The organism is Mobilicoccus caccae (genome assembly GCF_030161635.1).
GTDB lineage: Bacteria > Actinomycetota > Actinomycetes > Actinomycetales > Dermatophilaceae > Mobilicoccus > Mobilicoccus caccae.
In genome coordinates this window covers 252,289-264,584 of the sequence record NZ_BSUO01000001.1, presented here as the reverse complement: position 1 = coordinate 264,584, position 12,296 = coordinate 252,289, and the positions used below count along the sequence as shown (strand labels likewise).

At 68.9% G+C, this 12,296-nt stretch carries 14 protein-coding genes and 1 pseudogene; 7 read left to right on the top strand and 8 right to left on the bottom strand.

Annotated features, from left to right (window positions below):
* Positions 1 to 154: 154 nt before the first annotated feature.
* Positions 155 to 1,039: a sigma-70 family RNA polymerase sigma factor gene (locus QQK49_RS01355; RefSeq protein WP_284302316.1), complete on the bottom strand. Its 885-nt coding sequence runs from the start codon at positions 1,037 to 1,039 to the stop codon at positions 155 to 157.
* A gap of 581 nt (positions 1,040 to 1,620) precedes the next feature.
* Between QQK49_RS01355 and QQK49_RS01350 the strand changes: the two genes are divergently transcribed.
* Genes QQK49_RS01350 through csrA form a run of 3 tightly spaced genes read left to right on the top strand, consistent with a single transcriptional unit; the run spans position 1,621 to position 2,912 of the window.
* Positions 1,621 to 2,136, top strand: coding sequence for a flagellar protein FlgN (locus tag QQK49_RS01350; RefSeq protein ID WP_284302315.1), 516 nt, complete (start codon positions 1,621 to 1,623; stop codon positions 2,134 to 2,136).
* A 29-nt stretch (positions 2,137 to 2,165) separates the two neighbouring features.
* Complete coding sequence (gene fliW, locus QQK49_RS01345) at positions 2,166 to 2,585, top strand: flagellar assembly protein FliW (protein WP_284302314.1); 420 nt, start codon at positions 2,166 to 2,168, stop codon at positions 2,583 to 2,585.
* Between the two features lie 57 nt (positions 2,586 to 2,642).
* Positions 2,643 to 2,912 carry a carbon storage regulator CsrA gene (gene csrA, locus QQK49_RS22480; protein WP_348536040.1) on the top strand — a complete coding sequence of 90 codons (270 nt, stop codon included), beginning with the start codon at positions 2,643 to 2,645 and terminating at the stop codon, positions 2,910 to 2,912.
* A gap of 122 nt (positions 2,913 to 3,034) precedes the next feature.
* On the opposite strand, the gene QQK49_RS01335 is transcribed toward csrA, so the two are convergent.
* Positions 3,035 to 3,289: a BldC family transcriptional regulator gene (locus tag QQK49_RS01335; RefSeq protein WP_284302313.1), complete on the bottom strand. Its 255-nt coding sequence runs from the start codon at positions 3,287 to 3,289 to the stop codon at positions 3,035 to 3,037.
* A gap of 300 nt (positions 3,290 to 3,589) precedes the next feature.
* Between QQK49_RS01335 and QQK49_RS01330 the strand changes: the two genes are divergently transcribed.
* Complete coding sequence (locus QQK49_RS01330) at positions 3,590 to 3,781, top strand: DUF3073 domain-containing protein (RefSeq protein ID WP_284305795.1); 192 nt, start codon at positions 3,590 to 3,592, stop codon at positions 3,779 to 3,781.
* 123 nt (positions 3,782 to 3,904) lie between these two features.
* On the opposite strand, the gene purM is transcribed toward QQK49_RS01330, so the two are convergent.
* From purM to QQK49_RS01305, 5 genes and pseudogenes are all read right to left on the bottom strand, one after another.
* A complete protein-coding gene (purM, locus tag QQK49_RS01325) occupies positions 3,905 to 5,035 on the bottom strand; it encodes a phosphoribosylformylglycinamidine cyclo-ligase (protein WP_284302312.1) in 1,131 nt (376 codons plus the stop codon).
* Positions 5,032 to 6,592 (bottom strand): annotated as a pseudogene (gene purF, locus QQK49_RS01320) (amidophosphoribosyltransferase). Before purF ends, purM begins: the two are co-directional and overlap by 4 nt.
* A 112-nt stretch (positions 6,593 to 6,704) precedes the next feature.
* Positions 6,705 to 6,953 carry a hypothetical protein gene (locus QQK49_RS01315; RefSeq protein WP_284302311.1) on the bottom strand — a complete coding sequence of 83 codons (249 nt, stop codon included), beginning with the start codon at positions 6,951 to 6,953 and terminating at the stop codon, positions 6,705 to 6,707.
* A 77-nt stretch (positions 6,954 to 7,030) separates the two neighbouring features.
* Positions 7,031 to 7,405, bottom strand: coding sequence for a sterol carrier family protein (locus QQK49_RS01310; RefSeq protein WP_284302310.1), 375 nt, complete (start codon positions 7,403 to 7,405; stop codon positions 7,031 to 7,033).
* A gap of 140 nt (positions 7,406 to 7,545) precedes the next feature.
* Complete coding sequence (locus QQK49_RS01305) at positions 7,546 to 9,069, bottom strand: peptide MFS transporter (RefSeq protein ID WP_284302309.1); 1,524 nt, start codon at positions 9,067 to 9,069, stop codon at positions 7,546 to 7,548.
* 188 nt (positions 9,070 to 9,257) lie between these two features.
* On the opposite strand from QQK49_RS01305, the gene QQK49_RS01300 reads away from it, so the two are divergent.
* From QQK49_RS01300 to QQK49_RS01290, 3 genes are all read left to right on the top strand, one after another.
* On the top strand, positions 9,258 to 10,052 hold the full coding sequence (locus QQK49_RS01300) for a spermidine synthase (RefSeq protein WP_284302308.1): 795 nt from the start codon (positions 9,258 to 9,260) through the stop codon (positions 10,050 to 10,052).
* A gap of 67 nt (positions 10,053 to 10,119) precedes the next feature.
* Positions 10,120 to 11,217: a helix-turn-helix domain-containing protein gene (locus QQK49_RS01295; protein WP_284302307.1), complete on the top strand. Its 1,098-nt coding sequence runs from the start codon at positions 10,120 to 10,122 to the stop codon at positions 11,215 to 11,217.
* The gene (locus QQK49_RS01290) at positions 11,214 to 11,768 is read left to right on the top strand and encodes a PIN domain-containing protein (protein ID WP_284302306.1); all 555 of its coding nucleotides are present in this window, start codon (positions 11,214 to 11,216) and stop codon (positions 11,766 to 11,768) included. The genes QQK49_RS01295 and QQK49_RS01290 overlap by 4 nt, the downstream gene beginning before the upstream one ends.
* A gap of 34 nt (positions 11,769 to 11,802) precedes the next feature.
* Here QQK49_RS01290 and QQK49_RS23105 read toward each other — a convergent pair whose 3' ends face one another.
* A complete protein-coding gene (locus QQK49_RS23105; protein WP_431310504.1) occupies positions 11,803 to 12,273 on the bottom strand; it encodes a phosphoribosylformylglycinamidine synthase subunit PurS in 471 nt (156 codons plus the stop codon).
* Positions 12,274 to 12,296: the final 23 nt, after the last annotated feature.

Here is a 12,296-nt window from a genome sequence, read left to right as displayed (position 1 = left end):
AGCCGCCGACCGACCGAATCCGAGGATCGCGCTCGACGTGTTGTCGCACGGAGTTCGAAGGTCTCGGAAGTTCACGGGCCTCGGGTGAGGCCGATTCAGTTGTCGTGGAGCACGCCGGCTCCTGGTCCGAGTATCGGCAGTGGCGAAGCCCCTGTCACCCACTCATGGATGCAGCGGCGGCCTCGCCTGCGGTGGGCATGCTCAACCGGTCCCGATACGAGGACCGCGCCGCGATCTGCGCGTAATACGCCGCCTTCCGACGAGCCACCGCACCAGTGGCATTCACCGGACGATCACCCGAAGACGCCAACATCGCCGGATCCAACTGCGAATTCAATCCATCGCGCAACAACCGCAACGCCTCAGCACGCATCTGCGAGATCCGCGACTCCGTCACACCCAGATCCTCCGCCAACTCCCGCATCGGACGATCCTCGAAGAAACACCCACGCACCACCGTCGCCAACCGATCCGGCAACGCCTCGATCGCATCCCGCAGATACGCCTGACGCTCCCGCGCCATCAACACCATCTCCGGCGTCGCATCCGTCGACGGCAAAATCGCATCCGCCGCACCCCCACCACCAGAAGCATCAGTGATCACATCAAGACGCAACACCACCGACGAATGAAGATCAGCCTCCAAACGCTCCAACTCCGCCACCGAACACCCCAACTCGGCAGCCACCTCCACCGGCGACGGCCGACGACCCAACGACGCCGCCAACGAATCATGCACCGCATCCCGCCGACGCACCTTCGCCCGCAACGACCGAGTCGCCCAATCCGCAGACCGCAACTCATCCAACAACGCCCCACGAATCCGACGCACCGCATACCGACCGAACGGCACACCCAACGACGCATCAAAACTCCGCGCAGCCATCGCCAACGCAGCCATCCCAGCACTCACCAGATCATCAGTGAACACATGCCCAGGCAACCGAGACCCGATCGCCCGCACCTCAAAATGCACCAACGGCAAGTGCGCACGACACAACTCATCCATGTCGACGGCGTCGACCTTCACTTCAGTCACGGTTTTCTCCCACCTCGCAAGACACCGGGAATTGCGGTCACAACGACACGCTAGGAAGAGGTGCGGGTGGACGACAAATCGCCCATGCTCGGGGCATCGGCGCAGGTCAGAGGGCCTTCGCCTACTCTCAGGTAGCGATCAGGGGGCCTCGTTAGATGCAACTCCGAGGGGTTGTGAACATGTTGAAGCAGCAATTGATCGATTGTCCAGTACATGTCCAGAACGCTTGCCCAGAATATCCTTCAGAGCCACACGAGAATCGATCCCATATCGCTCCTCCAAAGGAGCCACGCCAATTCGCTTCACCGTCAAGCACTTCGCTCCCGGCCCGACCGTCGGGCGAGCGTGTGCGGGCCCGACCGCGGGTGGATGCGTCCATCTATTCGGACCCGGCACCGGCGTTCTGAACCCCAGGGCCCCTCCGCTGGATGCAACATCCCGGATCGACATCGACATCACCGCCGATATCGCCGGTCGCCCCGCTCCGGCACTTCTCGCGTCACCTCTCCCGGATGTCCTCGAAACCCTTACCTGCCGAGGACACCGGCCGATTGAACGTTCGTGAACGAGCTGAGGCACGCGTGACCGGCCCCTCCGACGCCGCGACGACGGTACTCTCCAACCTCTCAGCCGGCCTGTGGCGGATCCAGGAACTCCTGGAACTCCTCACCTACCGGCTGGAGGTTCAGCATGTCCTGATCGAGACCGGCAGAACCCGGTGGATGGGTCGCTCCACGCGCGAGATCGAAGTCGTCATCGGCGAGATGCGCGAGGCGGAACTCATGCGCTCCGTCGACGCGGGACCGGTGTGCGAACTGCTCGGCCTGCCCGAGGACACGCCGTTGTCCGAGATCGCCTCGGCGGCGCCGCCGCCGTGGGACGACGTCCTCGACGAGCACCGCGACGCCCTCACCAAGGCCACACAGGAACTGTCCCGTCTCAGCCGGTCGAACAGCGCCATGCTCGAGGCGAGCTACCGCGCCGTTCAGGAGACCCTCGACCGGTTCAACCACACGTCCCAGGACTCCACGACGTACACCGCCACGGGTGCACGCGCCGGGGGATCTGGACGGCACCTGTTCGACCAGAAGTCCTGACCTTCACGTCCACCCTGGGGGATTACCAGATGAGCACCACGAGCACTCCGAGCACGTCCACCGAGCAGGTCGAGAGCGTCGACCTCACTCTTCCCCACGGCCTGGTCGGGTTTCCGCTCGCCCAGAACTTCCGGCTCACCGAGAGCCCGGGCGGCCTGTTCGACATGCAGTGCCTCGACATGCCCGACATGGGCTTCGTCGTCATCGCACCGAGCCCGTTCTTCCCGGACTACTCACCCTCGATCGACTCGGGCACCGCGGGCCGTCTCGGCCTGGAGAACGTCGACGACGCTCTCGTGCTGCTGCTCGTCAACCTCGGTGTCGACGGTGAGCAGCCGGCCGCGAACCTGCTCGCGCCCGTGGTCGTCAACCGGCACACGAAGGAGGCGGCCCAGGTCGTGCTCGTCGACCAGGACCTGCCGTTGCGTGCCACGCTTCAGCTCGACTGAGCTGTAACCTTGCGGCACTAAGTTCCTCGCCCCTCTCATCCCCTTAAGGAACCCGCCGTGTTGGTCTTGTCCCGACGCCCGCAGCAGAGTCTCCTCATCGGCAACGACGTGGTCGTCACCGTTCTCGAGGTGAACGGCGACACCGTCCGTATCGGCATCACGGCCCCGGCCGACGTCGACATCCACCGCGAGGAGATCTACCGCGATCTCCAGAAGGCCAACCAGGACGCCGCGACGGCACGTCCTGGAGCCGCGGCCGCGCTCGCCAAGCGCATGTCCCCCCGCAAGGACAAAAACGAGGCGGAGGGCGAACGCCGCCAGAAGTAAGGCCCGCCCGCCCAAGACAGGCGGCGGGTCCTTCAGAGGAACACGGAACTCGACTCGGCCGGTCCGTCCCCTTCGGGACGGGCCGGCCGTTCTCGTCGCCGCCCACCCGGGCGGCGCCGGTGTCAGTAGGCCGCGTCGGCGGCGCCTGCGCCCGGCCCCTCGACCGGGGCGTCGGCGCATGCCCCCGAGGCCTGGGCCAGCAGTGCGTGGACCTCCGCGGCCCGATACCGACGGTGCCCGCCCAACGTGCGCAACGACTGCAACTTACCGGCCACCGCCCAGCGGGTCACGGTCTTGGGGTCGACACGGAACAGGGCTGCGACCTCTGCCGGTGTCATCAGATCTTCTCGAGCGTCGGTCTTTTCCTGCTGTGCCATGAGCTGCCTTCCACGCATTGGTCTCCGCGTCGACGAAGCCCCCAGCCTACTCTCGTCGCCCCACGGACACGAGGGCGTACGTCGCCCAGTCCGGGCACCGATGCCGAATCGTCGCAGGGCGTCCTCACGGGGCCCTGGCGGTCGACCGCGCCGGTTCTCCGATTCTCGCTCGGGCATGTACCGTAGACCCCACGAACAAACGACATTCCCGGAGCCGCTCCGTGACGGCCAGGCACTCGTCGGACGAGGTGCCCGGCCGTCGTGATGCCGCCCCGGCAGACGCGTGAGGGGGTCGACGCCATGGGGCGCGGCCGAGCTAAAGCCAAGCAGACCAAGGTCGCTCGCGAGCTGAAGTACTTCAGCCCCGACACCGACCTACGAGCGCTTGAGCGCGAGCTCCACGGTTCGACGACCGATCGCGACCGTGAGGTCGAGGCCGAGGACCACGGCTACGGGGGCAACGACGACGACTGGCGCACCTCGGAGCGCTGAGTCCCCTCTCCACCCTCCCGTACCCGTCATCGACGTGTGCCGACATCCCAGGACCACCCGGGACGTCGGCCTCGTCGTTGCACGATGTATGGATCGGCGTGAGTTCGAAAAGTCCGGCGAACCTCAGCGCGGGTGCGTGCCGAAGACCTGCACCGCGCCGCCCTGGACGCCCTTGGAGCCCTGGACGATCTCCGCGTCGTCGCGTGCCGGGGTGTCGGCGACGCTGACGCGACCGGCCACCCACGCCGGCAGATCGAGTTCGGCGCACCTCGCCAGCGCGCGGTCCGCCTGGTCCTCGGGGACGACCGCGACGAATCCGACGCCCAGGTTGAGGGTCCGTTCGAGGTCGGGCGTGGGAACCTGGCCGACGGCCTGCACCACGTCGAAGACCGCCGGGCGGGTCCACGTTCCGCGGTCGACCTCCGCCCGCACGCCGGAGGGCAGTACCCGGGCGAGGTTGGCGGCGAGCCCGCCGCCGGTGACGTGGCTGAGGGCATGGACGTCGACGCCCTCGGTGCGGATGAGCGCGAGCAGATCCTTGCTGTAGACCCGGGTCGGGGTGAGCAGCTCCTCCCCCAGGCTGCGTCCGAACTCCTCGACGTGCCGGTCGAATCCCCAGCCGGCTGCAGCGAACACGGCCCGCACGAGGGAGTACCCGTTCGAGTGCAGACCGCTGGAGGCCAGGGCGATGACGACGTCGCCGGGCACGACCCGATCGGGTGAGAGCACGTCGTCGAACTCGACGACACCCGTGGCGGCGCCGGCGCAGTCGTACTCGTCGAGACCCAACAGCCCCGGATGCTCGGCCGTCTCGCCGCCGACGAGCGCGACGCCCGCCGACTCGCAGGCGGCGGCGATGCCGGAGGCGATGGCCGCGATCCGCTCGGGGACGACCTTGCCGCAGGCGATGTAGTCGGTCATGAACAGGGGTTCGGCCCCGCAGACCACGATGTCGTCGACCACCATGCCCACCAGGTCGAACCCGATGGTGTCGTGCTTGTCCATCGCCTGCGCGATCGCGACCTTCGTGCCGACACCGTCGGTGCTGGTCGCGAGCACGGGGCGGCGCATCCCGCGCAACGCCGAGGCGTCGAACATCCCCGCGAATCCGCCCAGGCCGCCGAGCACCTCGGGGCGCTGCGCGCGAGCCACCGAGGCCTTCATGAGTTCGACGGCGCGGTCACCGGCCTCCACGTCGACGCCGGCGGAGGCGTAGGTGATGCCTCCGGAGGTCGAAGGGGTGGCGTCGGTCATGGGGTGTCCTCCTGGGTGACGACGGAACGCCGCGGTGTCTGCTCGGCGGGCACGGTGATGAGCGAGGCGTCGGGGTTTCCGGGGTACAGCGGCGCGGCGCCGGGCTCGAGCACGTGCTTGCCGACGGAGGTCGACTCGGGGAGTTCCATCGGGTATTCGCCGGTGAAGCAGGCGGTGCACAGCAGCTCGCGCGGCTGGCGGGTGGCCTCGATCATGCCCGTCTCCGAGATGTAGCCGAGGCTGTCCGCGCCGATGCTGCGACAGATCTCCTCGACGCCCAGGCCGGTGGCGATGAGCTCCGCGCGCGAGGCGAAGTCGATGCCGAAGAAGCACGGCCACTTCACCGGCGGGGAGGAGATGCGCACGTGCACCTCGGCGGCCCCCGCCTCGCGGAGCATCCGCACCAGGGCGCGCTGGGTGTTGCCGCGGACGATCGAGTCGTCGACGACGATCAGGCGTTTGCCCTTGATGACGTCCCGCAGCGGGTTGAGCTTGAGCCGGATGCCGAGCTGGCGGATGGTCTGGCTGGGCGCGATGAAGGTGCGGCCCACGTAGGCGTTCTTGACGAGGCCCTGGCCGTAGGGGATGCCCGACTCCTCGGCGTACCCGATGGCCGAGGGGATGCCGGAGTCCGGCGTCGGCATGACCAGGTCGCCGTCCGCGGGGTGCTCGCGCGCGAGGGCGCGACCCATCTCGACGCGGGATTCGTACACCCCCGGTCGTTGATCGAGGTGTCGGGTCGGGCGAGGTAGACGTACTCGAAGACGCATCCGCGCGGACGTGCCTCCGCGAACCGCTGCGACCGCAGCCCGTCCTCGTCGATGGCGATGAGTTCGCCCGGCTCGATCTCACGGACGAAGCTGGCACCGACGATGTCGAGCGCCGCCGTCTCGCTCGCGACGACCCACCCCCGCTCGAGCCGGCCGAGGACCAGGGGGCGGATGCCCTGGGGGTCGCGGGCGGCGTACAGGGTGTTCTCGTCCATGAAGACGAAGCAGAAGGCCCCCGCACCGAGGGCAGGACCTCAAGCGCGCGGGCCTCGATGTCCTTGCCCTCGCTCTCCGACAGCAGCGTGGTGACGATGGCGGTGTCGGTGGTGTTGCCGCGGCGCAGTTCGCCCCGCACAGCCCCCTCCAACGGTTCGCCGAGCTCTTCACGCAGCTCGGGGGCGTTGATGAGGTTGCCGTTGTGCACCAGGGCGATGGTGTGACGAGCGGCCCCCGCCAGGGTCGGCTGCGCGTTCTCCCACGTGCTGCCACCGGTGGTGGAGTAGCGCGCATGGCCCACGGCGACGTGGCCGGTGAGCTGGGCGAGGCTGGTCTCGTCGAAGACCTGGCTGACCAGGCCCATGTCCTTGTAGACGAGGACTCTCGAACCATCACCTGCGGCGATGCCTGCGGACTCCTGCCCGCGGTGCTGCAGCGCGTAGAGCCCGTAGTAGGCGAGTTTGGCGACCTCCTCGCCGGGCGCCCAGACCCCGAAGACACCGCAGGCGTCCTGAGGCCCTGATTCACCAGGGAGGATGTCGTGATTCAGCCGACCGTCACCGCGTCTCACGCGCTCAGTCTTCCACACGTCGGGGGAACGCCTCGTCCGGTCGATCTCGCAGCGGCGACGGTCCGCCGACCCATGGCGTCGATCGTGCGCCGGGCTCGCGGGACCGATCCGATCAGCGCCGGGCGAGGACGATGTCGCAGATGACGCCGATGAGCCCGGCGAGGAGCCCACCGACGAGAGCGCCGAACGCCGCGAAGAACAGCACCGAGGTGGTCATCGTGTAGCTCGGGACGTACGGGCCGAGGACGTGGACGAGCCCTCCCACGACGACGCCGAGCACGACGCCCGTGCCGAGGAAGGCACCCCAGTTCACGCTTCGTGTCGTCCGCCCGCGGTGGGAGTTCGGTGCGGTGGAGGCCATGACGGCAACGGTAGTCCACGAGGCGCCGGACGAGCGGACGGGACCACCCGCCGGGAGTGCTCTGCCACGTCCCGGGATCATCCAGCGGAGGCGGCGCGCGGGATCAGAGGCAGGTGGGCGCCCAGGTCGGCGCGCTCGCCACCGGCGCGAACCGACCCCGACGCACGGGCGTCCTCCCAGGTCAGATCACCGACGACGAGGCCGAGCCACGTTCGCGCGTCGGTCTCGATCACCGCAGGTGGGGTCCCGCGGCGATGCCGCGGCCCGGCGACGCACTGGACCACCCCGAACGGCGGGACCCGCACCTCCACCGAATGACCGGGAGCCCGCTCGGCGAGTTCTTCCAGCGTGTAGCGGACGGCGGTGGCGATGACCGCCCGCGGGGCCGTCGGGTCGGTGCACCACGCAGCCAGAGCCGACTCGCCGTCAGCGGGACGTACTCGTCGGGGCATGCGGCCATCCTCCCACCCACCCGAAACTCCACCCAACCCCATCTGAGACAGCAAGCGAGGTCCGAGACAGCACCGCACGCGCTGCTGTCTCGCCCTCGCTTACTGTCTCAGGCGAGTTCGGAGCGGGAGTTCGGCCGGCCTCAGTGAGCGGCCGCGACGGTCTCGCCGGTGTCGGCGGCCTCGATCTTGCGCTGGGTCCAGGGCACGAGGAGGAACAGCAGGAGCGCGACGGCCAGGGTCATGCCGCCCAGGGCCGCGTAGTAGACGGCGTCGGACAGCCCCGCCATGGCGGTGATGATCTGCGCCGCGAGGGCCTGACCGGCGGCGCTGCCGAGGAACCACAGGGCCATCGCCTGGCTCGCGAAGGCCTTCGGCGCGAGCAGGGTCGTGGCCGACAACCCGACGGGCGACAGGCACAGCTCGGCGATCGTCTGGAGCACGAAGATCGACCCCAGCACCCAGACCGCCGCCCGGGCCGGGCCGTCGGGCGGGTACGCGGCGTAGGCGGCCGACATCGCGAACGCCGACAGGCCGATGAGCGCCACTCCGATGGCGAACTTCATCGGCAGGGAGGGGAACCGGCCGGCGCGCCGCGTCCAGACGATGGCGAAGATCGGGGCCAGGGCGATGATCGCGAGCGGGTTGATCGACTGGAACCACTCCGGCCGCACCTCCAGCGCGCCGAGGCTGAGGTCGGTGTTGACCTCGGCGAAGGTCGCCATCTTGCCGGCGGCCTGCTCGAAGATCATCCAGAACAACATGGCCCCGATCCACAACGGGATGTAGGCCGTCAGGTGGCTGCGTTCGGTGGCGCTCACCTTGGGGCTGCGGAACATCATGGTGAAGAACGCCACCGGGGTGAGGAGGCAGAAGATCGAGATCGCGTCGACGACCTGCTCGGTCGCGCTGTCGCGCCACATCGCCGCCAGGAAGTACACGACGACGAACGCGGCCAGCGCGGCGAGGATGCCGACGCTCACCGTCGTGCGCTCGCGGGAGGTCAGCGGGTTCGGCACCTCGAAGCTGTGCGGGCTCAGGCGCCCACGGCCCCACACGAACAGCACCAGGGCGAGAGCCATGCCGACCGCGGCGGCCGCGAATCCCGCGTGGAAACCCCACAGGTTGCGCAACTCGGCCACGATGAACGGGGAGAAGAACGCACCGATGTTGATGGACATGTAGAAGATCGAGAAGCCGCCGTCGCGCCGCTTGTCGTCCTCGTCGTAGAGCTGCCCGACCATCGTGGAGATGTTGGGCTTGAGCAGGCCGGTACCGAGCGCCACCAGGGCGATGCCCGTCCAGGAGGCGACCTCGGCGGGAAGGGCCAGGCTGATGTGGCCGGCCATGATGACCATGCCGCCATACAACGTCGACCGGTAGGCACCGATCATCCGGTCGGCCGCGAACCCGCCGATGACGCTGAGCAGGTAGACCGACGCTCCGTAGATCGCCACGACGGCCTGCGCGTTCTCCTCGGGGATGCCGAGACCGCCGTCGGCGATGGCCGTGTAGAGGTAGTAGACGAGGATGGCGCGCATCCCGTAGTAGGAGAAGCGCTCCCACAACTCGACGAAGAAGAGCGTGCCCAGGCCGCCGGGATGGCCGAGGAACCCTCGATCGGTGGACGACCCGCCGGAATGCCGGGCGGTGGTGGGCTGCGTCATCTGGGCGACCTTTCGTTCGTGCCGGCGCGACGAGGATCGCTCGTCGTCACCTGGGAAGAGTACGCCCGCACTTCCTTTCGCATTTCCGCTTCACGGAGATGGACCCCTATGTCACATCTGTCGAACTCCGTGCCCGTCCTGCGAGGCCGGACGCCGTCGAGTCGGGCGTCGCCCGGTAGCGTGCAGCGGTGGTCGACTTCATCCGTGATCCGCACGGGGTCACCGTGTTCGCCGACGGGCATCCTCAGTCGCACATCGCCGACGACCCCGGGTTTCTCGTGTTCGAGTACATGCAGCACCTCGCCGCGGTGCTGGATCTCCTCCGGCCCTCACCGCCGGCCAGGCTCGCTGTCACCCACGTCGGCGGAGCCGGGTTGACGCTGCCGCGCTACGTCGAGCACGTCCGGCCCGGCTCACCGCAGATCGTGCTCGAGCCCGACGCCGCCCTCACGGAGGCGGTGCGCGCCGCCGCCCCACTGCCGCGCGGGCATCGGATCCGCGTGCGGGCCACGACCGGCGAGGACGGGGTCTCCGCGCTGCGCCCGGGCACCGCCGACGCCCTCGTCCTCGACGCGTTCACGGCCGGCACGGTGCCCGCCGAGGTGACGATGCTGGAGTTCCTCACCCCCGCCGCGTCGGTGCTGCGACCCGGCGGGGTCTTCGCGGCCAACCTCTACGACGAGCCCGGCCTGCGCTACGTCACCCGCGTGAGCGCCACCGTCGGGGCGGCCGGCCTGCCGCATCGCGCGGTGGTGGCCACGCACGACGTGCTCAAGGGTCGACGCGGCGGCAACCTCGTCCTCGTGGCGAGCGCGGAGGAACTCGACGTCGCCGAACTCACGCGACGTCTGCGGCGTGCGCCCATCCCGACGGGCCTGCGCACCGACATCGTCCGCCGCCCTTCCGGCGCAGCGCTGCTCACGCGGGACGACCCGATGCCCTCCCCCACGGCCCCCGACCCCGGACGCTGGCGGGTGCGTTAGCGCGTGACATCACGGCTTGCGTGCAACCCGGGCCCCACCGAGCGGGATCGCGTGTGAAAATCACACCATGGCGGCGACGGCGGAGTGGACGCAGATCGGGGGGCGGGTCAGGCAGGCCCGGCTCGGACGAGCCATGTCCCAGGCCGACCTCGGCGATCGAGTAGGGCTGGACCGCAGTGCGCTCACCAGGGTCGAGGCAGGAGATCGAAGGATCACCGCCTTGGAGTTGCTCTCGATCGCCGACTGTCTGCACGTCCCGATGTCGTGGTTCCTCGAGGAGCCACTCCCGGCCGTGGTGTCGATGCGCACACCACTCGATGAGCAGGCCAACCCGACCGAGGCCCAGCAGTTCACCGCGGACGTGGCGCTGGAACAGGCATGGCGAGATGTGGAGCAACTGCAGGCAGGTGGGTATCTGCAGCCCGTTCAGTTTCCGGCGCGCGCCATCACCGACCAGGAGTCGGCGGCCGAGTTGGCTCGGATGGCGCGTTCGCGGCTCGGGCTCGAGGATGAACCGCTGCCGCCGTTGGCCGACGTCGCTGCCGGTCTGGGTTTGCACATCACCGTGATGGATGACGAGATGGATGGCGCCAGCCTCACGCCGACACCAGGATTTGGTGTCGCGATCGTCGGAGGACGGTCGAGCCCCGGCCGCCGCCGCATGACCGCTGCCCACGAGATCGGTCACCACGTCACCGGCGACGAGTACGCGTCCGATGTCGGAGTCGCGACGAGCAGGGACGCCCGCGAACGTCTCATCGATGCCTTCGCGCATGAGCTACTCCTGCCGACCGCGGTGCTGCAGGTCGTCCCAGTGGGTGGGGCCTCCATCCCGGAACTGCGAAAGCACCTGATCAGGATCGGCGCTGCCTACCGCGTGTCGTGGAGTGCTTCTGTCCGCGGGCTACAAAGGGTCGCCGCATTGCCCGACGACGTCGCGCAAGACCTGATCGCCGATCCGCCGCTGAGGGGTGACTTTCTCCGGGTTGTGGGTGCCGACGTGCCGGAAGATCTTCAGGTGGGCACATCCAGCAGCACCTGGCGGCAGGCCGTCATGGCGGCCTACGAGGATGGTTTCGTGATGGCACCTCGCGCCCTCGAACTCTTGCGAGACCCCAGCCTGGGGCCGCAGGATCTGCCCGAACCGGCGGCAGCGAGCTGGTGACCGAACAGAGGTCGGCGTACTGCTGGGATGCCACATTGCTGATCCACGCCGAGCGTGCAGATCGCCTGGACGTCCTCGGCTCGCTGCTACCGCCGTGTCGGCACGTGGTCCCCGACATCGTCCACAGGGAACTGCTCGGCATGACCTTGCCCGTCTGGATCGGCACCATGACCCTGGGTGACGACCTCCGAGAGCTCAGAGCCTTCTCACGCTGGCTCAGCGTCACCGGCGCAACGGAGGACCGGCATCGGGGCGAGGCTGCAGTACTTGCCTGGAGTGAAGTGCACAGGGCCGTTCCGATCATCGATGATGCGGGCGCACGACGCGTCGCCGGACGACACGGTTTTCCCGCCCACGGGTCCCTCTGGGCATTGACGGAGGGGATCGCGGCCGGGCGCGCCACGGTCGGGGTGGTCTCGGCGTTCTGCGACGAGATGCTGCGGCACGACATCCGCTGGCCGTTCGGTCTCGGCGGGTTCGCCTCGTGGGCACACAAGGCGGGTCTGCTCTCGCGCCACGATTCTGGCCAGGACCCCCTCCCGGGCGTGTGACTCGGCCGGGAGGACGCCGCGATTGGCGGGTGCGTTAGCTCTCCTCGCCGCCGAGGCGGTCGCTCCTGACGTCCTCGGCGCGTCCGTAATACGAGCCCGCCTCCACCTGGCCGAGCATCGACTCGTCGATGCGGTGGTGCGCGACGGGCTTGCGCGGACGGTACGACCCCACCTCGGGCGGCACGGTGTCGCCGCCGCCCCAGTGCTCGGGCATGTCCTCCCAGTCGGCGTCGACGTCGTCGTCCAGATCGGTGGCGTCACCGGCCTCGCGCACCGAGACGATCTCCTCGACACCCGGTGTCGTGAGGGTCTTCTCGGCGAGCAGGCGGGCCGAGGCCAGCACCTCACGGGTGACCTCGCCCTCCACGGTGAGCACGAACCGCTTGCCCTGACGCACGTCGACGAACTGCGGAAACCCCAGGACGGGCATCGCGCCGGTGACGGCACGTCCCATCGGGTCGAGCTGTGCGGACTTCGGCATGACATCGACGACGACGCTTCCCACGGCGGGCCCCTTCGCTCGGACGA